The following is a 21,495-nucleotide window of genomic DNA, read 5'->3' on the forward strand; positions in this document are numbered from 1 at the left end:
GAACGATCATGACTATCACTTCACTGATTTCTCCGAACCGCCGTACCTTCCTCAAGACATCGTCTGCGCTGACAGTTGCCGGCGGCGGGCTGATGCTGGGCGTCACGCTGGGTGTGCCCTCGGCCGCGCAGGCCGCAGGCACGCTCTACACGCCCAACGCCTGGGTGCACATTGCCGATGACAACACCATCACGCTGTTGTCGGCCCGCTCCGAGATGGGGCAGGGCGTGTACACCTCCATGCCGATGTTGATTGCTGAAGAGCTGAACGTGGATTTGCGCAAGATCAAGGTGGCGATTGCGCCTCCGGGCAAGGTCTACACCAACGCCTTGCTGGGCGCGCAGATTACCGGCGGCTCGACCTCGGTGCGTGACGGCTGGGAAAAGCTGCGCATTGCGGGCGCGCAGGTGCGCATGATGCTGGTGTCGGCGGCGGCTGCCAAATGGAATGTCGATGCCTCGACGCTCAAGGCCGAGAACGGCATGGTGATTGGCCCCAATGGCAAGAAGGCGACCTATGGTTCGCTGGCCGAGGCCGCATCGAAGCTGCCGGTGCCGGAGAAGGTCGCGCTGAAAGACCCGAAAGACTTCACCGTGATCGGCAAACCCACCAAGCGGCTGGACACGCCGATGAAGGTCAACGGCACGGCCGAATTCGGCATTGACGTGAAGCTGCCCGGCATGGTCTACGCCAGCCTGCAGCAATGCCCGGTGATCGGTGGCAAGGTCACCAGCTTTGACGCCGCCAAGGCCAAGGCCATGCCAGGCGTGATCGACGTGGTGCAGATTCCCGATGGCGTGGCCGTGGTGGCCGACAGCTACTGGCATGCCTACAAGGCGCGCCAGGCGCTGACAGTGCAGTGGGACGAAGGCCCGGTCGCGGCCATCAGCAATGCCAGCATGCTGGAGGGCATACGCAAGGCGGCCGACAGCGGCAAGGTGATACCCATCATCGCGCCCAAGGGTGATACGGCGGGCGCCATGAAGGGCGCGGCCAAGACCTTGAAGGCCGAGTACGTTTCGCCGCTGCTGGCACACGCCACGCTGGAGCCGATGAACTTCACGGCCGACTACAAGAACGGCAAGATCCTGCTGATCGGCCCCACGCAGTTCCAGCAGGGTGCCGAGGGCAGTGTGGCGGCGGCGCTGGGCATCAAGCCCGAAGACATCACGCTGAAGACGACCTTTCTGGGCGGCGGCTTTGGCCGGCGGCTGGAGCTGGACTTCATCGTGCAGGCAGCGCAAATCTCGAAGGCAGTGGGTAAACCCGTCAAGCTGCTGTGGAGCCGCGAGGACGACACCACGCACGACTTCTACCGGCCCATGGCGGTGAACCAGCTCTCGGCCGGGCTGGGGGCCGACGGAAAACCCGTGGCGTTTAATTTCAAGGTGACCTCGCAGTCCATTACGCAGCGCGCCTTTGGCCTGCCCAAGGACACGCTGGACCCTTTCATGGCCGAAGCCGGCGTGGTGCCTTACGACATCCCGAACACGCAGTACGACCTGGTGATCCACGACAGCGGGCTGCGTGTGGGCTACTGGCGCTCGGTGAGCCACGCGCTCAATGCCTTTGCCAATGAGAGTTTTGTCGATGAAATGGCGCTGGCTGCCGGTAAAGACCCGTATGCCTACCGGATGTCTCTGCTGGACAAGCAGCCGCGCTTTGCCAATGTGCTGAAGATGGCGGCCGACAAGTCCGGCTGGGGCACGCCGCCGCCCGCAGGGCGTAGCCGCGGCATCGCGCTGATGGAGGGTTACGACACCTACATGGCGCAGGTGGCGGAGGTGTCGGTGAAGGACAACCAGATCACTGTGCACAAGGTGACGGTGGTGGCCGACCTGGGCCGCATGGTCAACCCCGACACGGTGCAGGCGCAGATCCAGTCGAGTGTGGTGTTTGGCCTGTCAGCCGCGCTGAACAACCAGATCACGCTGGACAAGGGCCGGGTGCAGCAAACCAATTTTGGCGACTACCCTGTGCTGCGCATGCATGAGTCGCCGGTGATGGACATCACCCTGGTGCCCAGTACCGAAAAGCCCGGCGGCATTGGCGAGCCGGCCACGGCGCTGGTGGCACCGGCGGTGGCGAATGCGGTGTTTGCCGCCACCGGCAAGCGGGTGCGCACGCTGCCGCTCAATGACAACCTGGCGAAGGCTTGAGGCCGCAGGGCTTTGAGGCCGGGCCGAGGCAGAAAAAACTGCGGGCTGCTAGCATTTGACGCATGGATAACATTGACCTCGAAGTTCTGAAGACCTCATCGCAGTGGCTGGCCGCAGGCCTGCGCTGCGAACTGGTGACTGTGCTTAAAACCTGGGGCTCCAGCCCGCGGCCTGAAGGCTCCATGCTGGCCATCTGTGAAGACGGCCGGGTGGTGGGTTCGGTGTCGGGCGGCTGTATTGAAGACGACATGATTGACCGGGCCCGCCGCGAGGGCCTCAGCCAGACGCAACCGGCCATCGTCACTTATGGCGTTTCAGCCGACGAGGCGCGCCGCTTTGGCCTGCCTTGCGGCGGCACCATTGAGCTGGCCATAGAACCTTTGTCAAAAGCCAGCCGCATTGACGAGCTGCTGCAGCGCTTGCAGGCCGGTGAGCTGGTGGCGCGCCGCCTTGATTTGCAGACGGGCGCCGTCACGCTGAGCACGGCGCAGCCCAGCCAGGGCATGCAGGTGTCTGAAGCGGCGCTGGTGACCTTGCACGGCCCGCGCTGGCGACTGCTGATCATCGGTGCCGGACAACTCTCCCGCTTTGTGGCGCAAATTGCGCAGGGCATGGACTACGCCGTGACGGTGTGCGACCCACGCGAGGAATACCGTGACAGTTGGCAGGTAGAAGGTGTGGAACTGGCCACCGGCATGCCCGACGACGTGGTGCAGGCCATGAAGCTGGACGCCCGCTGCGCGGTGATTGCGCTGACGCACGACCCCAAGCTGGACGACCTGGCGCTGATGGAGGCGCTGCGCTCCGACGCGTTCTACGTCGGCGCCATCGGCTCCCGGCTGAACAACCAGCGCCGCCGCGAAAGGCTGGCCGAACACTTTGACATGACGGCCGAAGAGCTAGGCAAGCTGCACGGCCCGATCGGCCTTTACATCGGCAGCAAGACGCCGCCCGAGATTGCGATTTCCATCCTGGCGGAGCTGACGGCAGTCAAGAATGGTGTGACGTCGGGACAGATGGCCAATGTCGCCGCTGCCAAGAGCCAGCTTGGTTTGCCGCCGACCGGCGAAGTCTGCGCCATCACGCAGTAGGTAGGGCCGCAGTTTGGCGGGCCAAGTCGAAAATTCAGAAGAAAAACGCCTGCAGGCCAATAGAGGTGTGCGCAAGCAGCTATTGTATTGATAGCAACTGATCAGGTGTCGACGGCCTGTGCGGCGCTCACGTCGAATGCCACCGGTGGCAAGCCTGCGCGTGAGCGTTCCGCCATGTGGGCCCAGGCTGCTTCCCGGTCCTTGACGCGCGCAGCCGCATCAAACAGGGGCGGGGACGGTGTTTTGTTCCGCGCTGCGTGCAGCCTGGCCTTTAGCTGCTGCAACGCTTCTGGGTTGCGGCCTAGCCGCACAGCCTCCGCAACATAAGCCTGCGGGCTTTCCAGAATGCATTCAGGCAGGCCGGCAGCCTGCAGAATGCTTGCGCCCATGCGCGCGGCCATGCTGCTGCCGGGGCAGGTGATCGCAGGAACGCCCTGGCGCAGCGCTTCTTCCAGTCCGGGCGTGGCATTGAGGCGCAACGTGTCCAGGAACAGGTCGGCACAGCCCAGGTGGGCGGGTATCTCGGGCCAGGCGGCAAGGGCTGAAAAGATGAGCCGCTGTGCGCCCACGCCCGCAGCCTGTGCTTCGCGCACGAGGTTGGCTGCGGCCCGGCTGCAAAAAGGCAGCCACAGCACCGCGTCGGGCAGCGACCGCAACACTTTCATCCAGCCGGCGAAGGTGGCCGCATCCAGCAGGGGCGGCAACAGGCATGAACACAGCACCAGGGTGTCCGCGGGCAACCCGGCTTTTTCGCGGGAAGGGGTCGTGGGCTCGGCATCCATGCCAAAGCTTCCCGGCCAGCAAGTTTGCGGCAGGCGGACGATGGGGCCGGCTTGGTCTTCCACCTGCGGGTGGATGAAGTGATCGGACACGGTGTAGTCCCATGCGCCGGGTACGTGATGCCTGTAAAGGCCAGGCTCGCGCAGCTGCACGGGCGCGACTCGCATCAAGGCGATTTCCTGCCGCGTCCACGCAGGGTTCACGGCCTGCTCCACGTAAATATCAAGCCTGTCCAGCCGGATGCGCCCCACCGCTTCGAGGTCGGTCATGTGCCCCACTTCATTCACACTGGCCGCATGGCGGCGCAAAACCTCCAGGTGCTCCGGCTGCGGACGTCCTGTGAAGGCGTAGACATGCATGGCAAAGCGGCTGCTGTCGTGCAGTGCGAGTTGCTGCTCGAGCGCCCGCATTTGCCGGGCGTCGGCCAGGCTTTGCACAGCGAGGCCGACGTGGATGCGGCTGTCGCTCTGCAGGCGGCGTGTGCGCGAATCCGGCTTGAACGGCGGGCAGGGTTTGAGCCGGCTTTTTATAGCATCCAGGGTTTGCCGGCGCATCTGCTGCAGCGCGTCTTCGTCCATGGCGAGCGCCAAACCGTGGAAAGGCGAATCGCCCCAGTCGCGGGGCTTTTGGGTGGCAAGGGATTCAGCCAGGGCTTTCTGCAGGATATCCGTGAGCTTGTGGTGATGCCGCCAATCGCCGATGGCGATATTGCGGAAGGCTTGCCGGATGTGGATTTGCAGCGCGTCGTCGGCCACGTGGTCGGCGGCCTTGCCCTGGATGGTGCCCTCCAGCGCAGCACCTTCGGCGGTTTCCAGTTTCAGCAGGAACTCACCCAGCAGGTTGCGGGTGTTGCCATCGAGGTCTTTCAGGGCCGCGTCGGCTTTTTCGAGCTCACCGGTGAAAGCCAGAAGCGCGAGGTGCCGAAGTTTCAGTTCGACGTGTTCCGGAAATTGCGCCAGGGCAAGCCGGGTAGCCTCCACGGCCTCGGCGTAGCGCCGCGCGCCTGAGAGGTATTCGGCGAGGTTGGCGTGGTAAGGCGGGTGGCCGGGCTGAAGATCAAGGCACTTGCGGGCCAGGTGAATGGCCAGGCCCCACTGCGATGAGCTCGCCGCCAGGATGGCGACGTTGTTCAGGGAGCGCAGGTGGTCGGGGTTGAGTTCCAGGGCCCGTGCGTAGGCCGCCTGGGCCTTTTCAAGATCGCCGCAACCCTCTGCTGCAATCGCCAGGTTGGCTGCGCCGTCGGCGTCCTGCAGCAGCGATGCTTCAACGCCCAGCAGGGTGCGGTAGGCGGCCTGCGGGCGATCCAGCACGCTGAGCAGGGTGGCACAGGCGGACGCCGAATTGACATCCGTCGGCGAGAGGGCATGCGCCTTTTCAAAAGCCGCAAGCGCCAGCTCGGGCTGGCCGGCGCTGTCCAGCTGGCTGCCTTGCGACATCCAGGCCTCGTGATCCGCCTCACCGATACCGGGGCGGGTTTTATCCATCGCAACTGTGTCGCCGTCGTGCATGCAGGAATTATGTGGCACGGTGGGTTCGGGGATTCAGGCGGGCGCGGAGATAATCGCGGCTAATGACCCAAGGCCTCACTTCCACCGACCCCGGCGCGCTGCACCTGCTAGGCCGGTTCGGCGAGTTGTACACGGGCGCGGAGCGGGAACTGCTGGACCTCGCGCGGCTTCTGGCCGGCAGGCGCGCGGTCAAGCTGTGGTCCGATGTGCCGGTGCACCCGGCGTACGCGCCCGAGGGCATTACCGCCGTGCAGCCCTTTGCGCACCAGTTTCCCAGGGACGGCACGCTGCTGATAGGCGGCGTGCATCTGCAGCCGGGAATCTGGCTGAAATACACGCGGTTTCAACGAATCATTCTTTTCCACAACATTTCACACCAGGGGCAGCTGTTTGCCATTGTCGAAGGCGTGCGGGAATACACCGGCCTCGACCCTGAGATTGTTTTTGTGTCCGACTGGCTGCGCCGCACTGCGGCATTGACCGGGCGCGTCATTCCCAGCCTGCTCGACCTCACGCCTTTTGCAGAGGTTGCCGTTGAACGTTTTGCCCGATGGCCGCATGGTGGAACCCAGCCGCGGCCCTTCACGGTCGGGCGTGCCAGCCGTGATCTGCTGGAAAAGCACAGCCCGCAGGACCTTTCGCTTTACCGCATGCTGGCCAGCTGCGGCATACGGGTTCGCATCATGGGAGGAACCTGCCTGGCGCCGGGTTTGGCCGGAACCGAGGGCATTGAGTTGCTGCCTGCGGGTGCGGAGTCCGTGCCGGATTTTTACCGTTCACTGGATGCGATGTTCTACCGCACCGGAAACTTTTTCGAGGCGTATGGACGGGTGGTGCTGGAGGCCATGGGTGCCGGTTTGCCGGTAGTGGCCCACGTGAACGGTGGCTACGCCGAAGTGATCGAGCAGGGCGTCTCGGGGTTTTTGATCCGCTCGCAGGAGCAGGCTCTCGATGCCCTGATGTCGCTCAATGATTCGGTGGATTTAAGGCTTCAGCTGGGCATGGCAGCGCAAGAGCGGGCCAGCCAGGTGCACGGCCCCGACGCAACGGAGCGCGACCTGGCGTTCTATCTCAAGTGAACGGTGACCGGCCGCCCCATCAGGGCGCGGCAAATGCTGCTGCGCCTGAATAGCGAATGTTTCCGTTGGTGCCGGTGTAAACCATGCCGGCGCGGCTTGCATTCACCCCGGTGAAGAAACCGTCCACGGTGAAAACCGGTCCACCGTTGGAGTAGCTGAACTGCCCGCCTGCAACACTGATATTGGATGCCGCAAAACCGCCAAGTGTCGTGACCACGCCCATGCTCAGCTTGGCCGTGCCGAAGTTGACGCTGAACGTTGCGGATGTCAGGGTTCCGGAGGCCACTGCCGCCTGTACGGACGTGTCGTAACCCGTGACTGGCGTCTGGCCGATCAGGTTGTAGCTGAGGGTGCCCGTTGTGGGCATCACCAGGGTAGGCTGGCCGATGATGTAGTGGAGATCATTGATGTTGGTGGTGCTCGGGTTGCGTGTGCCCGTGGTCCACGAACCCCAACCGATAAAGTCGCCCGCGTCGGTAGAGCCCGCCGAGCCTGCAAAGGCGTTGATGGTGGGGGTGAAATCCTTGCCATTGGCGCTGAGCGCGGTCAGTTTGCCGGTGTCAATGGTTGCGGAAGTGCCCGTGGCAACAGGCGAAATGGTGGAAGGTCCGAAATTGCCCTGCGAGTGGTAGGTTGCGGTTGACTTGAAATTTGTGAACGTGCCTGTGTTGACTGGCTTGACATCGGTCACAACCGCTTTATTGATGATGATGGGCTCTATTGGAGGTTCGGGCGTGGGTATGGGCGGGCGTACATTCGTTCGTTTCGGCGTGTCTGTGTTGTTGACCACCCGGACAGACTCACCTGCCGTCAGCCCGACACATCCCCCCGAATTGCAGACCTCAATCGCATCCAGCTCGGTTGTCACGCTCAGCGAGCCGTCCGGGTTGTACCCTGCATTGAAGCCAGAGCCGCGGATACCGATGGTGGCCGTCGTGGTGGTGACACGATAGTTTTCACGGTTGCGTTTGCCGATCAATCCGGTGATGGCCCGCATGCTGCCGCGCAGCAGGTCTACCAGGAAGCGGTCTTCCTTCGGGTCGGCCTTGTCCACGTAGTTGGCGACCTTGAACTCTGTTCCCGGCTGCAGCGAAACGACACCGCCATCGGAGAACTTCACCTGGGCGCGGCCATCGAGGCCGGTGATGATGGCCTGGCCACTTTCGATGTCCTTGCCTTTGACCAGCGCGTCGGTCTTGCCGTCCGTGCGCCGCAAACTGACTTCGCCGGTGGTGAACTGGGCCACGCCCGCGGAAGGCGCTGCCAGGGCCTGCAGTGGGTAAATGGCGGCCAGCGCAATAACCAGGGCGGTGTGTTGGAGCTTGATGTGCGGGGTCATGGTGGTTCTCCGGGTATTCAATTAATGCGGACTGGGCGGCGCGCGGCGTTAAAAGGGGTGGCCTTGGTCACTGGGGTGGTCTCAGGACCAGGGTGGTCTGCTGGAAAACGGCCGCACCGGAAACCTGGCCCGCGTTGGGGCCCGCGCCGGTAACCGACGAGGCGCTATAAACCAATGCGGCGCGGCTGGCCTCGTTGCCGGTGAAGAAGCCAGTGACATTCGCTCCTGAGGAGTTCGTGATCTTGGCGTTGTTGATGTCGATGCTGCTGCTGACGCCATAGTCATTTCCGCCAAAGCGCGTGGTGAGGTCCACGCTGCCATAGCCTTGTCCGACGCCAAAATTGGCGACCAGCGAACCGCTGACAAGCTGACCCGCGCCCAGCAGGCTGGAGAACGCAGTGCCACCGGCGAACTGGTAAGTGCCCTGCATGTTGTCGGCCGGCATCTGGGCCGTCGGCGTGGGCCGGCCCATCACAAAGTGAACGGATTCAATCGCGCTGGGCGAGCCCCCCACGAACTTTTGCCCCGTCACCCAGCTGCCCCAGCCAACGAAGTCGGGATCGGACGGCGCACCCAGCGCGCCTTTTTCCATCGTGGTGAGGCCGGGCGTGCTGCGGAACTGGGTCAGGACGTTGCGGCTGTCGAGGCTGTCGACATCGATGGGTTTGCCGCTGAGGAAGCTGGTCAGCACAGCGGTGCCGGCCTCGGGGTAGTAGCTTTCGACCACCGGGTTGGCCGCGCTGTCGGTGAACGCAATCGCGGCGGCCAGGTCGGTGAACACCTGTTTGACGGGTGTGGTGGGGACAATGGCGGGCTTGCCGTCGGACGTGGTCTGGTTGCCCGCAACGACCACCTCCTGGACGGGCGGCGGCGTCGGCACGTTGGCCCGCGTATTGGTGCGAACTGGCGCCTCGGAGCTGGTAATGACCCGCACCGACTCGCCGGCCGTCAGGCCGACGCAGCCACCGGCGTTGCAGACCTCGATGGCGTCCAGTTCCGTCGTGATGCCCAGTGATCCGTCCGGGTTGTAGCCCACGCTGAAGCCGGAACCGCGTATGCCTATGGTGGCCGTGGTGGTCGTGACCTTGTAGTTCTCGCGGTTGCGCTTGCCGATCAGGCCGGTGATGGCCCGCATGCTGCCGCGCAACAGGTCGACCAGGAAACGGTCCTGCTTTGGGTCAGCCTCGTTGACATAGTTGGCGATTTTGAACTCGGTATTGGGCTGCAGTGACACCAGGCCGCCATCCGAAAACCGGACCTGGGCGCGGCCCGCGGCACTCGTCAGTATGGATTCGCCGCTTTCAAGCGGTTTACCCTTGGCCAGTGCCTCGGTTTTGCCGTTCGCGCGCAGCACGTTGACGTCGCCGGCGATGAACTGGGCCACGCCGGCTGATTCGGCGGCGAACGATTGCACGGGGAAGGCCGCCGCAATCACGACCGACAGCACGGCGTGTTTGAGAGAGCGTTCCCGGATGGTTTTCATGGGGTGTCTGGCGGGGCGTGTTCAGTCGGCACGGCAGGTTTAGAAGTCGCGGCGCACGGTCACGGAGAAAAGGCTGCGGTTGTAGTCGGAAATGGCAATGTTCGACTTGACGGAGGTCAGTGACAACTGCGGCGTCACGCGCCAGAGTTTGGCGGGCACCCAGTTGAGTCCAAGGTTCAGATTGAGCTGCCTGTCGCTGCGGGTGACCAGGAACAGCGGATCGGTGCCGCCGTATTTGCGGTCTTCATAACTGATATTGCCAAAAAAGGCGAGGTCGTCCCTGATGGATTTCTGTGTACCCAACCGGATGCCGAACAGGTGGTGGCCCATGTGCGGAACGCCGCTGGCTTTTTCCTTCTCGGCACCCACATAAATGCCCCCGAAGACCAGCAAACCGTCGCGGAATGCATGGGCGTAGGACGTACCCAGCACGGTTCGGTCCGCATCACGAAGCGATTGACCCGGATAGCTCAACTCGCCCCATTGCAGGTAAGTGCTCCACTGGCGGAAGCCGTCGATGCGGTAGGTCCATTCGCCGACCAGGCCTTGCTGGTCGCGCGCGCGGGATCCGGCGACGGTATAGCTGCCGGCCTGCACGACACCGGTGAATTCGTGCTTTTCATAGCGGTAGCTGGCACCGGCGTTGACATCAACCTGGCCGGTGTTGAAGTCGTTGTACTTGGCATTGACGCGCGCATTGCCGCTTGCGTTCGCGATCAACGACCAGCGCGGGTCGACGACGTAACGGGCTGACAGCCCGCCGCCCAGGGTCATGAAGGCATCTTTGGTCTCAACACCCGAAGCATTGAGGGTGAAAATTGCGCCGCCAAAAAGCGGAACCGCGACATTGGGATTGCCGGGGCCGCTGTTGACATTGGTGTCGTAGCCAACGCTGGCTTCCAGGTACGGTTTGACAGACGAACGGGCAGCTTCTTCCGTACGGTCGATGGCCTGCAGGAATTGGTCGATGGTGGCGGCGGCCTCCGCCGGGATGTTGTCTTGTTTGGCTTCCATTAACACCTTGCGTGAGCCGGCGTTGTCCCCGACGGCAAAAAGTGCCCGTCCAAGCTCCGCGCGCGCACGGGAGTTGGCCGGCTGCACCGCCAGCACGCGTTCGAGCGCGAATATGGCGCGGGTGAATTGCCCTGTGTCGTTGGCGGCGATACCCAGCACCGTGTCGAAGTCGGGGTCGCCTGCGCGTGCGGTTTCCTGGGGCTCAAGCAGATCGAAGGCTTTTTGTGCCTGGCTCTGGTCGAGCAGCGTACGCGCCTGACTGACCAGTGCATCGACTTCCGCATGCGCTGCAGCGGCCATCATGACGGCGAGAAGGATGCCGGTACTTTTGAAGATGAAGGTTTTTTTTGAAGACATAAGTATTGGGTTTTACCGGTCCCGGGTAACAACTCGTAAGTAACAAAAGTTTTATATCACGACGAGGGGTCTTTCAACGCTTTTTTACACCCCAGCCACCCCGCTCAAGTGCATGGAGGCAACACCTTTTGAGCGTTTGGCGGGTTGGTTGGTGATATTTACGTGTTCGCCTTGCGTGCCTAGGGTATTTACGGGTTTTTTGAGGCGGCTTCAGGCTTAATATCAGCAATTACTTATATTAAGAATAAATCGCTATGAACGAGATGATCCAAACCAGTGCGCAAGTCGAGAGGGGCCGTGTGTTTGAACTGGCGGCCGAGTTGTTCGCCGTGCTCGCGACGCCGATGCGCCTTCGCGTCTTGAGCGCCCTGTGCGAGCGTGAAAAGTCCGTGAACGAGTTGCTGGCGGAGATCGACACCACCCAGCCCAATCTTTCCCAGCACCTGGCCGTGCTGTACCGCACCGGTGTACTGGCCAAGCGCAAGGAAGGCACCCAGGTGATTTACCGCGTTCAGAGCGAAAAAGCCGTGGCGCTGTGCCGCAGCGTCTGCACCCAGATCGCCATTGAGCTGGATGAGCCGGGCGGATTGTCGCCGGCCGAAAGCTTGTCGCCGCGATCCGCCTCCCACGACGCCTGAACCGAAAGAACGCCTTTTATGCTGAGCCGTTTCATACAGCGCGCACCGGAGAATTTCCTCTCAGGAGCGCAAATAGCGGACGTGCGCGCCGGGCGCCGCGGTTTTCTGGCCGGGGCGTTTGCGGCTGCGTCAGCCGGGGTGGCGGCGGTGGGCCAGGCACGGGCAGCGACTCCGGAAGGCGATACCAATATCCTGAACCTTCCCGCCCACAGCAAGGGACTGGGCCAGCCCGTGGCGGCCCGTGGTTACGGCCTGCCCAGCGAATGGGAAAAAAACCTGCAGCGCCGCGAAAGCCCGGGCCTTACCCGCATCGGCCAGGCCAGCGTGAGCTTTTGCCCTTTGCAGGGTCTCTTCGGCATCATCACGCCCAGCGGCCTGCACTTTGAGCGCCACCACCAGGGCTGGTGGGACATCGACCCTTCGAAACACCGGCTGATGGTGAACGGCTCCGATGACGCCATGCTCAAACGCCCCATGGTCTTCAGCATGGATGAGCTGATGCGCCTGCCGAACGTCAGCCGCATGCACTTCATCGAATGCGGCGCCAACACCGGCATGGAGTGGGGCAACTCGGCGGTGCCAACAGTGCAGTACACCCACGGCATGCTGAGCTGCAGCGAATTCACCGGCGTGCCCTTGCGCACCCTGCTGGAGCTGTGCGGCGCCGACCTCAAGCGCGCCAAATTCATCCTGGCCGAGGGGGCCGACGGCTCGGGCATGACCCGCACCATCCCCATGAGCCTGGTGATGAGCGGCGAAGTGCTGGTGGCCTATGGGCAGAACGGTGAAATGCTGCGTCCTGAGAACGGCTATCCGTTGCGGCTCATCGTGCCGGGCGTGCAGGGCGTGAGCTGGATCAAATACCTGCGGCGCATCGAGGTGGGCGACATGCCTTATGGCGCCAAGGATGAGACGATCCATTACGTTGACTTGCAGCCCAGCGGCCTGCACCGGCAATACACCAGCATCCAGGAAGTCAAAAGCGTGGTGACCTCGCCCAGCGGCGGGCAGGTGCTGCTGCAAAAGGGCTTTCACAACGTCACAGGCCTGGCCTGGAGCGGCCGGGGCAAGATCAAACGTGTGGACGTTTCCGTGGACGGTGGGCGCAACTGGGCGCCGGCGCGCCTGGAGGGGCCGGTGCTGGCCAAATGCCTCACGCGTTTTAATGCCGATTTTGTATGGGACGGCAAACCCGCCATTTTCCAGAGCCGCGCTGTTGACGAGACCGGCCAGATCCAGCCGACGTACAACGAACTGCGCAAAGTGCGAGCGTCCCGCAGCATTTATCACAACAACGCCATCCAGTCGTGGTCGCTGGAAGAAAACGGCGAGGTGAAAAATGTCCAGATCTAAGGCTTTGTCCGTTTCTCATGGCGTTCGCGTTGCGATGGGCTCACTGCTGCTGGCGGGTGTCACCCAATGGGCTGCGGCTGCCGACAAACCGGCGGTTCTCTCCGGCATCGGGCGCACGGCGACACCAGCGGAAGTCAAGGCCTGGGACATCGATGTGCGGCCCGACTTCAAGGGCCTGCCCAAAGGGCAGGGCTCCGTGCGGCAGGGTGAAGTGATCTGGGAGGCGCAATGCGCGTCCTGCCACGGCAGTTTTGCCGAGTCGTCCGAAGTGTTCACGCCGATTGCCGGCGGCATCACGGCCGACGACATCAAGAATGGCCGTGTGGACGGCTTGATGCCTGGCTCCAACCAGCCGAACCGCACCACGTTGATGAAAGTCTCCACGCTGTCGACGCTTTGGGACTACATTAACCGCGCCATGCCCTGGAACGCCCCGAAAACATTGACGGCCGACGAGGTTTATGCCGTCACTGCCTACATTCTCAACTTGGGCAATATCCTGCCCGACAACTTCACCTTGTCGGACGCGAATATCCGCGACGTACAGGCCCGTCTGCCCAACCGCAACGGCATGACGACGTCGCACGCGATGTGGCCGGGCAAGGAGCTGGGCGGCACGGCGCGCCCCGATGTCCAGGGCTCGGCCTGCATGAAAAATTGCGCTGGTGAAGTGGTGGTCAAAAGCTTTTTGCCGGACTACGCGCGCAACGCCCATGGCAACCTGGCCGAGCAGTCGCGGCTGGTGGGTGCCAGCCGGGGTGTGGACACCACCCGGCCGCCAATGGCCGCAATAGTTGAATCAAATACGGCCCTAAACCAGACAGGACGTGCGCAAGCAGCTCCTGAAAAGATAGCAAACTCCACGCCGGTTGTTGCCGTGCAGCCGCCAGCTGTCGTTAAAACCGCCGCGCCCGGCGTTGCGTCCGTCATGCCGTTGCTGCAAAAAAATACCTGCACCGCCTGCCATGGCATGGACAGCAAGCTGGTCGGGCCATCCTTCAAGGATATAGCCAACAAATATAAAGACCGCGCCGACGCGACGGTTTACCTCTCGGGCAAAATCAAGGCCGGAGGGCAGGGTGTCTGGGGGGCAATCCCCATGCCGCCGCAGGCACTGAGTGCGGCGGAGTCGACGCAGATTTCCCAATGGCTGGCTCAAGGCGCGTCAAAATGAGGCGCATGGAAATTGACGATGTCGAGACAGCCGGCTTTAACTTTTTCACAGCGTGGTCGGGATAAGTACCGTTCCACGGCTTGACGTTTTTGTGTCCAATCGTTGTTAGTTTTTCAGACATTCAAGTTATATAAAAAAGGAGTTCACCATGGAACGTCGTGATTTTCTGGCCAGCAGTTCTGGCGCCACTGCGCTGGTGCTGGTAGCGGCCACCGGGCTGAACCCGGCCCACGCGCAAAACGCGCCAGGCTGGAACAAGGCCGCTTTTGACAGCAAGTCCCTGGCCGATGCCGCCAAGGCCATGGGCGCGACCAGCGCTCCGGTTGAAAGCAAGGACCTGCTGCTGCAGGCGCCTGAAATTGCCGAGAACGGCAATGTGGTGCGTGTCGGCGCGCAAAGCAACATTGCCAACACCACCCAAATTGCGCTCGTTGTCGAAAAGAACCCCAGCGCGCTGGCTGCCATGTTCGAGATTCCCGCCGGCACCGACGCCAACGTCTCGACCAACATCAAGATGGGCCAGTCCTCCAATGTTTACGCGCTGGCGAAGGCCGGTGATAAATATTTCTATGCAGTCAAGGAAGTGAAGGTCACGCTCGGAGGCTGCGGCGGCTAGACCCGCCCGCACCCGATCACCACCACAACCCTTGAAATCAGGAGAAAAAAATGTCAGAACCGATGCGAATCCGGGCGCAGGCCCAAGGCGATAAAACCACCGTGCGCGTGCTGGTGAGCCACGAAATGGAAAGCGGCCAGCGCAAGGACGCGGCCGGCAAGACCGTCCCGGCCTGGTTTATCCAGAACATCAGCGCCACCTGGAACGGCAAGACCGTGATGAGCGCGCAGTGGGGCACGGCTGTGTCCAAGAACCCTTTTGTGCAGTTCAGCTTCAAGGGCGGCAAGGCCGGCGACAAGATCGCGGTCAGCTGGGTCGACAACCACGGCGACAAGCGCACCGACGAAGCCGTCATTGCCTGAATCCCGGCCGTTTTCCCGCAGCGGCACATTGGCTGCCCCACAACGATATTTGAGGAGTCCACGATGAAGTTGAGCCTGTTTGGGCTGGCGGCCCTGGCCGCCATGGCCACCTTGTCATTGCCTGCGGCGGCGCAAAAGAGCACCGCTGAAGGTATTGCCGAATACCGCGCCATGCTGGCTGACGGCAACCCGGCCGAGCTGTACGAAGCCCGTGGCGAGGCACTCTGGAAACAGGCGCGCGGCCCCAAAAATGCCTCGCTTGAAAAATGCGACCTGGGCAAGGGCCCGGGCGTGGTGAAAGGTGCTTTCGTCGAGCTGCCGCGTTTCTTTGCCGATACCCAGCGGGTGCAGGACATGGAGTCGCGCCTGCTGACCTGCATGGAGCAGCTGCAGGGTTTTAATGCCGCCGAGATCGCCAAAACCCCTTTCGGCGTGGGTGAGCAGAAATCCATCGAGTCGCTGGTGGCCTATATCTCGGGTGAATCGCGCGACATGACCTTCAAGGTGCCGCAGTCGCACGCCAAGGAAAAGCTGATGTACGAAGTCGGTAAAAAAGTGTTTTACCTGCGCGGTGGGCCCTACGACTTTTCCTGCGCATCGTGTCATGGCGAGGACAACAAGCGTGTCCGCCTGCAGGATTTGCCCAACCTCACCAAACAGCCCGGCGCCGGCAACGGTTTCGGCGCCTGGCCGGCCTACCGTGTCTCCAGCGGTGACCTGTGGAGCATGCAGCGCCGCCTGAATGACTGCTATCGCCAGCAGCGTTTCCCTTTCCCGGGCTACGCCTCTGATGCCACCATCGCCCTGGGGGTGTACATGGGCGTCAACAGCAAGGGCGGTGCTTCCATTGCGCCGGCCCTCAAACGCTAATCAGGCAGGAGAGAACTGATGAACACGATTTACACCAAAGCCGCACTGTCCACCGCCTGTCTGGCATCGACGGCCTTTTTCCTGTCCAGCTGCGCCATTGCGCCCACGGCGCAGGAGGTAGACGAAGCCACCCAGCAGGTGCTGAAAAGTTCCTTCCGTGAGCAGGGCATCGCGAAGATGGACCGCCTGACGCTGGACGCTTCCAACCAGGCCTGCTCGGAAGCCGCCGGCAAGCCGCTGGAGGAAAAAGCAGCCAAAGCCATTGAAGAAGCCAACCTCAAAACCGTGAAACTGCCTTCCGATGGCAAGTACCTCGGCAGCTGGAGCGAAGGCGAAAAAATTGCGCAGAACGGCCGCGGCCTGACCTGGAGCGACAAGCCCGGCGAAGCCAATGGCGGCAGCTGCTACAACTGCCACCAGATCAGCAAGGCTGAACTGTCTTTCGGCTCCATCGGCCCCAGCCTTTACAACTACGGCAAGCTGCGCGGCGTAAGCAATCCGGCGTCGCCCGAGAGCAAACCCATCGTGGAGTACACCTGGGGCAAGCTGTGGAACGCCAAGGCCTACAACGCGTGTTCCGACATGCCGAGGTTTGGCCATGCTGCCATCCTGAACGAGCAGCAGATCCGTGACGTGATGGCGCTGCTGCTGGATCCGAACTCGCCCATCAACAAATAATCTGAGTTCTTTATGCCGCCAGGCCAATAGTGGCGGGCGCAAGCAGCTCCTGAATTGATAGCAACTTGATACTTTGCCTGGGTAGCCGGGCAGGATGACCAACGCCATGAACCTGTCCCGCCGAGAGTTTGCAAGTGTCATGGCCGCTGCGCTGGCTGCCGGTTTTCCTTTGCGTGAGGCCGGCGCCGTCCAGGCCGCCAGCTTGTACGAACTGCCCCGTACTGGCAATGTGCACTTGCTGCACATGACCGATTGCCATGCCCAGCTGCTGCCGATCTACTTTCGAGAACCTTCCGTCAACCTGGGCGTGGGTGCGATGCGCGGGCAGGCGCCGCACCTGGTGGGCGAACATTTGCTGAAGGCTGCCAGCCTGAAGTCGGGTACGCCCGAGGCGCATGCGTTGACCTTCCTGAACTTCGAGCGGGCCGCGCGCCAGTACGGCAAGGTGGGCGGTTTCGCACACCTTGCGACGCTGGTGAAGCAGCTGAAGGCTGGCCGCCCCGGCGCCTTGCTGCTGGATGGCGGCGATACCTGGCAGGGTAGCGCTACGGCGCTCTGGACGCAAGGCCAGGACATGGTGGATGCAGCCAGGCTGCTGGGCGTGGACGTGATGACCGGCCACTGGGACTTCACCTATGGAGAAGAGCGCATCAAAAAAATCGTCGAGCAGGACTTTGCCGGCAAGGTCGACTTTATTGCGCAAAACGTCAAAACCAGCGACTTTGGCGACCCGGTGTTCAAGCCCTACGTCATCAAGGAAATGAATGGCGTGCCCGTCGCCATCGTCGGCCAGGCTTTTCCCTACACGCCGATTGCCAACCCCGGCTGGCTCACACCGAACTGGACTTTCGGCATCCGCGAAAGCGAAATGCAGGAAACGGTGAATGAGGCGCGTGCCAAAGGCGCGCAAGCCGTGGTGCTGCTCAGCCACAACGGCATGGATGTGGACCTCAAGATGGCCTCGCGCGTCACGGGGATCGACGCCATTCTGGGCGGCCACACCCACGACGGCGTGCCGGTGCCTGTCATCGTCAAAAACCCGGGCGGGCAGACCATCGTGACCAACGCCGGCAGCAATGGCAAGTTCCTGGGTGTGCTGGACCTCGACGTCAAGGACGGCAAGGTCGCCGGCTTTAAATACCGCTTGCTGCCGGTGTTTGCCAACTTTTTGCCCGCGGACGCAGCCATGAATGCGCTGATCGACAAGGTGAGGGCGCCTTACACCGCCAAACTGGGTGAAAAACTGGCGGTGACGGAAGGCACGCTGTATCGCCGCGGCAACTTCAACGGCAGCTTTGACCAGCTGATCCTGGACGCCCTGATGAATGTGCGTGGCGCCGAGATCGCCTTTTCGCCCGGATTCCGCTGGGGAACTTCGCTGCTGCCCGGCCAGGCCATCACGCGCGAGCACGTGATGGACCAGACCGCGATCACTTATCCCTGGACCACGCTGACAGACATGCGCGGCGACATGATCAAGACCATCCTGGAGGACGTGGGCGACAACCTGTTCAACCCCGACCCGTATTACCAGCAGGGCGGCGATATGGTGCGTGTGGGCGGTTTGACCTACACCTGCGAGCCCGGCGCCAAAATGGGTGAACGCATCCAGGACATGCGTCTGGGCGGCAAGCCCATCGAAGCCGGCAAGACCTACAAGGTGGCTGGCTGGGCGCCGGTGGCGGAGGCTAGCAAAAATGCCGGCCCTCCGGTCTGGGAGGTGGTGGAAAGCTACCTGAAGGCCAAAAAGGTCATTCAACCTGTCAAACCCAACACTCCGCGGCTTGTGGGTGTGACCGGAAATCCGGGCCTTGCCGTCTGACTTTCAGCCCCCAAATACAGCAGTAACTTCAACGCATGTGAGAGCATGTAAGAGGTATGTGAGAGCGTTGGGGGTGCGCAGAAACCATGGCCTTTTCAGGTATGGTCATGAGCACCGTCTTTCCGCTGTCACAGTTCGGTGGCACAATCTGGGTTGTTTCTGAAGGCCCTTCCTGCCACAGTCGCATCCGCTAATCGGTCCAGCCGTGTTGCGGAAGGTTAATTAACAAGCTTTAACCAGCTAATGTTTCCCAAAGGGAAACGGAGGTCAGCGGATATGAGTTCCAACCCGGCAGCGTCGTCTGTCTATTCTGCCTATCAAGGCAACACTTATCTCTTCGGCGGCAACGCGCCCTATGTCGAAGAGATGTACGAAAACTACCTTGCCAACCCCGGCAGCGTGCCCGACAACTGGCGCGAGTATTTCGACGCACTCCAGCACGTTCCCGCCGTCGACGGCAGCAATGCCAAGGACGTTCCACACCTGCCGGTCGTCAACGCCTTTGCCGAGCGCGCCAAGCAGGGCCAGACCAAAGTTGTGGTCGCCAGCGGCGCCGACTCCGAAATGGGCCGCAAGCGCACGGCCGTCCAGCAGTTGATCGCCGCCTACCGCAACGTCGGCGCACGCTGGGCCGACCTGGACCCGCTCAAGCGTGCCGAACGCGACAAAATTCCCGAACTCGAGCCGTCTTTCTACGGTTTCAGCGACGCCGACCAGGAAACCGTGTTCAACACCAGCAACACGTTCTTCGGCAAAGACACCATGAGCCTGCGCGAGCTCATGAACGCGCTGCGCGAAACCTACTGCGGCACGATTGGCGCCGAGTACATGTACGCGACCGACCAGAACCACAAGCGCTGGTGGCAGCAAAAGCTCGAATCGATTCGCAGCAAACCCAATTTCACCAAGGAAAAGAAGCTCCACATCCTGGACCGGCTGACTGCAGCCGAAGGCCTGGAGCGTTTCCTGCACACCAAGTACGTCGGCCAGAAGCGCTTCTCGCTCGAAGGCGGCGAGAGCTTCATCGCCTGCATGGACGAGCTGATCCAGCAGGGCGGTATCAAGGGCGTGCAGGAAATAGTGATCGGCATGGCCCACCGCGGCCGCCTGAATGTGCTGGTCAATTCCCTGGGCAAAGTCCCCGCCGACCTGTTCGCCGAATTCGACCACACCGCACCTGAAGACCTGCCCAGCGGCGACGTCAAGTACCACCAGGGCTTCAGCTCCGACGTGACCACCCCTGGCGGCCCGGTCCACCTGACTTTGGCTTTCAATCCCTCTCACCTGGAAATCGTCAACCCCGTGGTTGAAGGCTCGGTGCGCGCCCGCATGGATCGCCGTGCCGACCCCAAAGGCCTGCAGGTGCTGCCGGTGCTGGTGCACGGTGATGCCGCTTTTGCAGGGCAGGGCGTTGTGATGGAAACGCTGGCGCTGGCCGAAACCCGTGGCTATTTCACCGGCGGCACGGTGCACATCGTCATCAACAACCAGATCGGTTTCACCACCAGCGACCCGCGCGACAGTCGCTCGACGCTGTACTGCTCCGACGTCGTCAAGATGATTGAAGCGCCGGTGCTGCACGTCAATGGCGACGACCCGGAAGCCGTGGTGCTGGCTACCCAGCTGGCCCTCGAGTTCCGCATGGAGTTCCAGAAGGATGTCGTGGTCGACATCATCTGCTTCCGCAAGCTGGGCCACAACGAGCAGGACACGCCAGCGCTGACCCAGCCGCTGATGTACAAGAAAATTGCACAGCACCCCGGCACCCGCCGCCTGTACGCCGACAAACTGACGGCGCAGGGCATGGGCGACACCCTGGGCGACGACATGGTCAAGGCCACGCGCGCCGCGCTGGATGCCGGCAAGAGCACGTTTGATCCGGTTCTCACCAACTTCAAGAGCAAGTATGCGGTTGACTGGGTGCCTTACCTGGGCAAGAAGTGGACCGATGCCGGCGACACCGCCATCCCGATGGCCGAGTGGAAGCGCCTTGCCGACAAGATCACGGCCATCCCCGCGACCGTGACGCCGCATCAGCTGGTCAAGAAGGTGTATGACGACCGCGCAGCCATGGGCCGCGGCGACGTCCCTGTGGACTGGGGCATGGGCGAGCACATGGCGTTTGCCTCACTGGTGGCAAGTGGCTACCCGGTGCGCCTGTCGGGCGAAGATTGCGGACGCGGCACGTTCACGCACCGCCATGCCGTCATTCACGACCAGAATCGCGAAAAGTTCGACACCGGTACCTATGTGCCGCTGCAGAACGTGGCCGACAACCAGGCTCCGTTCGTTGTCATCGACTCCATCCTGTCTGAAGAGGCGGTGCTGGCGTTTGAATACGGCTATGCATCGAACGACCCGAACACGCTGGTGATCTGGGAAGCCCAGTTCGGCGACTTCGCCAACGGCGCGCAGGTCGTGATCGACCAGTTCATCGCCTCGGGCGAAGTCAAGTGGGGCCGCGTCAATGGCATCACCCTGATGCTGCCGCACGGCTATGAAGGCCAGGGCCCGGAGCACAGCTCGGCACGCCTGGAGCGTTTCATGCAGCTGTCGGCGGATACCAACATGCAGGTGGTGCAACCGACGACCGCCAGCCAGATCTTCCACGTGCTGCGCCGCCAGATGGTGCGCAACCTGCGCAAGCCGCTGGTCATCATGACGCCCAAGTCGCTGCTGCGTAACAAGGACGCCACCTCGCCGCTGTCCGAATTCACCAAGGGTGGGTTCCAGACCATCATCCCCGAGACCAAGGATGACATCAACAAGAAGGCAGACAAGGTCAAGCGCATCATCGCGTGCTCGGGCAAGGTGTATTACGACCTGGCCAAGAAGCGTGAAGAAAAGGGCATTGACGATACGGCCATTATTCGTGTTGAGCAGCTTTATCCGTTCCCGCACAAGGCTTTTGCGGCCGAGCTGAAAAAGTACCCGAACGCCACCGACATCGTGTGGTGCCAGGACGAGCCACAAAATCAGGGTGCCTGGTTCTTTGTGCAGCACTACATCCACGAGAACATGTTCGAAGGTCAAAAACTGGGCTATTCCGGCCGTGCTGCTTCGGCATCACCGGCTGTGGGTTATTCGCACCTGCACCAGGAGCAGCAAAAGGCGCTGGTGGACGGCGCGTTTGCCAAGCTCAAGGGCTTTGTGCTGACCAAGTAAGGTCGCC

At 62.2% G+C, this 21,495-nt stretch carries 16 protein-coding genes; 12 read left to right on the forward strand and 4 right to left on the reverse strand.

Going from position 1 to position 21,495, the window contains the following annotated elements:
* The first annotated feature begins 8 nt into the window (after positions 1 to 8).
* Together AC1DU8_RS08960 and AC1DU8_RS08965 are read left to right on the forward strand one after the other, a co-directional pair.
* On the forward strand, positions 9 to 2,159 hold the full coding sequence (locus AC1DU8_RS08960; protein WP_477726653.1) for a xanthine dehydrogenase family protein molybdopterin-binding subunit: 2,151 nt from the start codon (positions 9 to 11) through the stop codon (positions 2,157 to 2,159).
* Between the two features lie 62 nt (positions 2,160 to 2,221).
* Entirely contained in the window at positions 2,222 to 3,250 is a 1,029-nt protein-coding gene (locus tag AC1DU8_RS08965) for an XdhC family protein (RefSeq protein WP_457280642.1), read from the forward strand.
* A gap of 101 nt (positions 3,251 to 3,351) precedes the next feature.
* Here AC1DU8_RS08965 and AC1DU8_RS08970 read toward each other — a convergent pair whose 3' ends face one another.
* A complete protein-coding gene (locus AC1DU8_RS08970) occupies positions 3,352 to 5,514 on the reverse strand; it encodes an O-linked N-acetylglucosamine transferase family protein (protein WP_477726654.1) in 2,163 nt (720 codons plus the stop codon).
* Positions 5,515 to 5,600: 86 nt separating this feature from the next.
* Here AC1DU8_RS08970 and AC1DU8_RS08975 point away from each other — a divergent pair, with 86 nt between their 5' ends.
* Positions 5,601 to 6,617, forward strand: coding sequence for a glycosyltransferase (locus AC1DU8_RS08975; RefSeq protein ID WP_457280644.1), 1,017 nt, complete (start codon positions 5,601 to 5,603; stop codon positions 6,615 to 6,617).
* A 19-nt stretch (positions 6,618 to 6,636) separates the two neighbouring features.
* Here the strand turns inward: AC1DU8_RS08975 and AC1DU8_RS08980 are convergent, their stop codons facing one another.
* The 3 genes from AC1DU8_RS08980 to AC1DU8_RS08990 all read right to left on the reverse strand — a co-directional run bounded on the left by AC1DU8_RS08980 (position 6,637) and on the right by AC1DU8_RS08990 (position 10,810).
* Positions 6,637 to 7,956, reverse strand: a complete 1,320-nt coding sequence (locus tag AC1DU8_RS08980) for a FecR family protein (protein ID WP_457280645.1) — start codon at positions 7,954 to 7,956, stop codon at positions 6,637 to 6,639.
* 67 nt (positions 7,957 to 8,023) lie between these two features.
* Positions 8,024 to 9,439: a FecR family protein gene (locus AC1DU8_RS08985; protein WP_477665899.1), complete on the reverse strand. Its 1,416-nt coding sequence runs from the start codon at positions 9,437 to 9,439 to the stop codon at positions 8,024 to 8,026.
* A 39-nt stretch (positions 9,440 to 9,478) separates the two neighbouring features.
* On the reverse strand, positions 9,479 to 10,810 hold the full coding sequence (locus tag AC1DU8_RS08990) for a surface lipoprotein assembly modifier (RefSeq protein ID WP_477726655.1): 1,332 nt from the start codon (positions 10,808 to 10,810) through the stop codon (positions 9,479 to 9,481).
* A 254-nt stretch (positions 10,811 to 11,064) separates the two neighbouring features.
* On the opposite strand from AC1DU8_RS08990, the gene AC1DU8_RS08995 reads away from it, so the two are divergent.
* From AC1DU8_RS08995 to AC1DU8_RS09035, 9 genes are all read left to right on the forward strand, one after another.
* The gene (locus tag AC1DU8_RS08995) at positions 11,065 to 11,448 is read left to right on the forward strand and encodes an ArsR/SmtB family transcription factor (protein ID WP_457280648.1); all 384 of its coding nucleotides are present in this window, start codon (positions 11,065 to 11,067) and stop codon (positions 11,446 to 11,448) included.
* Positions 11,449 to 11,466: 18 nt separating this feature from the next.
* The gene (gene soxC / locus AC1DU8_RS09000; RefSeq protein ID WP_477665900.1) at positions 11,467 to 12,801 is read left to right on the forward strand and encodes a sulfite dehydrogenase; all 1,335 of its coding nucleotides are present in this window, start codon (positions 11,467 to 11,469) and stop codon (positions 12,799 to 12,801) included.
* Positions 12,788 to 13,975 (forward strand): c-type cytochrome, encoded by a 1,188-nt coding sequence (locus tag AC1DU8_RS09005; RefSeq protein ID WP_477726656.1) that lies wholly within the window; start codon positions 12,788 to 12,790, stop codon positions 13,973 to 13,975. Before soxC ends, AC1DU8_RS09005 begins: the two co-directional genes overlap by 14 nt.
* A 148-nt stretch (positions 13,976 to 14,123) precedes the next feature.
* Positions 14,124 to 14,591 (forward strand): thiosulfate oxidation carrier protein SoxY, encoded by a 468-nt coding sequence (soxY, locus tag AC1DU8_RS09010; protein WP_457280651.1) that lies wholly within the window; start codon positions 14,124 to 14,126, stop codon positions 14,589 to 14,591.
* 50 nt (positions 14,592 to 14,641) lie between these two features.
* Positions 14,642 to 14,953, forward strand: a complete 312-nt coding sequence (gene soxZ, locus AC1DU8_RS09015; RefSeq protein WP_457280652.1) for a thiosulfate oxidation carrier complex protein SoxZ — start codon at positions 14,642 to 14,644, stop codon at positions 14,951 to 14,953.
* A 63-nt stretch (positions 14,954 to 15,016) separates the two neighbouring features.
* Positions 15,017 to 15,823: a sulfur oxidation c-type cytochrome SoxA gene (soxA, locus tag AC1DU8_RS09020; protein ID WP_477665902.1), complete on the forward strand. Its 807-nt coding sequence runs from the start codon at positions 15,017 to 15,019 to the stop codon at positions 15,821 to 15,823.
* 18 nt (positions 15,824 to 15,841) lie between these two features.
* Positions 15,842 to 16,501, forward strand: a complete 660-nt coding sequence (gene soxX / locus AC1DU8_RS09025; RefSeq protein ID WP_477690093.1) for a sulfur oxidation c-type cytochrome SoxX — start codon at positions 15,842 to 15,844, stop codon at positions 16,499 to 16,501.
* Positions 16,502 to 16,607: 106 nt separating this feature from the next.
* Positions 16,608 to 18,323: a thiosulfohydrolase SoxB gene (soxB, locus tag AC1DU8_RS09030; protein ID WP_477726657.1), complete on the forward strand. Its 1,716-nt coding sequence runs from the start codon at positions 16,608 to 16,610 to the stop codon at positions 18,321 to 18,323.
* Positions 18,324 to 18,599: 276 nt separating this feature from the next.
* A complete protein-coding gene (locus AC1DU8_RS09035) occupies positions 18,600 to 21,488 on the forward strand; it encodes a 2-oxoglutarate dehydrogenase E1 component (protein WP_457280656.1) in 2,889 nt (962 codons plus the stop codon).
* The last annotated feature ends 7 nt before the right edge of the window (positions 21,489 to 21,495 follow it).

The organism is Polaromonas sp. P3_A5 (assembly GCF_056403055.1).

Bases quoted from the DNA above. Each gene is read 5' to 3' on its own strand.
- soxB (WP_477726657.1), top strand. From the start codon at position 16,608: ATGAACCTGTCCCGCCGAGAGTTTGCAAGTGTCATGGCCGCTGCGCTG.
- AC1DU8_RS08965 (WP_457280642.1), top strand. From the start codon at position 2,222: ATGGATAACATTGACCTCGAAGTTCTGAAGACCTCATCGCAGTGGCTG.
- AC1DU8_RS08980 (WP_457280645.1), bottom strand. From the start codon at position 7,956: ATGACCCCGCACATCAAGCTCCAACACACCGCCCTGGTTATTGCGCTG.
- AC1DU8_RS09005 (WP_477726656.1), top strand. From the start codon at position 12,788: ATGTCCAGATCTAAGGCTTTGTCCGTTTCTCATGGCGTTCGCGTTGCG.
- soxZ (WP_457280652.1), top strand. From the start codon at position 14,642: ATGTCAGAACCGATGCGAATCCGGGCGCAGGCCCAAGGCGATAAAACC.
- AC1DU8_RS08970 (WP_477726654.1), bottom strand. From the start codon at position 5,514: ATGGATAAAACCCGCCCCGGTATCGGTGAGGCGGATCACGAGGCCTGG.
- AC1DU8_RS08985 (WP_477665899.1), bottom strand. From the start codon at position 9,439: ATGAAAACCATCCGGGAACGCTCTCTCAAACACGCCGTGCTGTCGGTC.
- soxY (WP_457280651.1), top strand. From the start codon at position 14,124: ATGGAACGTCGTGATTTTCTGGCCAGCAGTTCTGGCGCCACTGCGCTG.
- AC1DU8_RS08960 (WP_477726653.1), top strand. From the start codon at position 9: ATGACTATCACTTCACTGATTTCTCCGAACCGCCGTACCTTCCTCAAG.
- AC1DU8_RS08975 (WP_457280644.1), top strand. From the start codon at position 5,601: ATGACCCAAGGCCTCACTTCCACCGACCCCGGCGCGCTGCACCTGCTA.
- AC1DU8_RS09035 (WP_457280656.1), top strand. From the start codon at position 18,600: ATGAGTTCCAACCCGGCAGCGTCGTCTGTCTATTCTGCCTATCAAGGC.
- soxA (WP_477665902.1), top strand. From the start codon at position 15,017: ATGAAGTTGAGCCTGTTTGGGCTGGCGGCCCTGGCCGCCATGGCCACC.
- AC1DU8_RS08990 (WP_477726655.1), bottom strand. From the start codon at position 10,810: ATGTCTTCAAAAAAAACCTTCATCTTCAAAAGTACCGGCATCCTTCTC.
- AC1DU8_RS08995 (WP_457280648.1), top strand. From the start codon at position 11,065: ATGAACGAGATGATCCAAACCAGTGCGCAAGTCGAGAGGGGCCGTGTG.
- soxX (WP_477690093.1), top strand. From the start codon at position 15,842: ATGAACACGATTTACACCAAAGCCGCACTGTCCACCGCCTGTCTGGCA.
- soxC (WP_477665900.1), top strand. From the start codon at position 11,467: ATGCTGAGCCGTTTCATACAGCGCGCACCGGAGAATTTCCTCTCAGGA.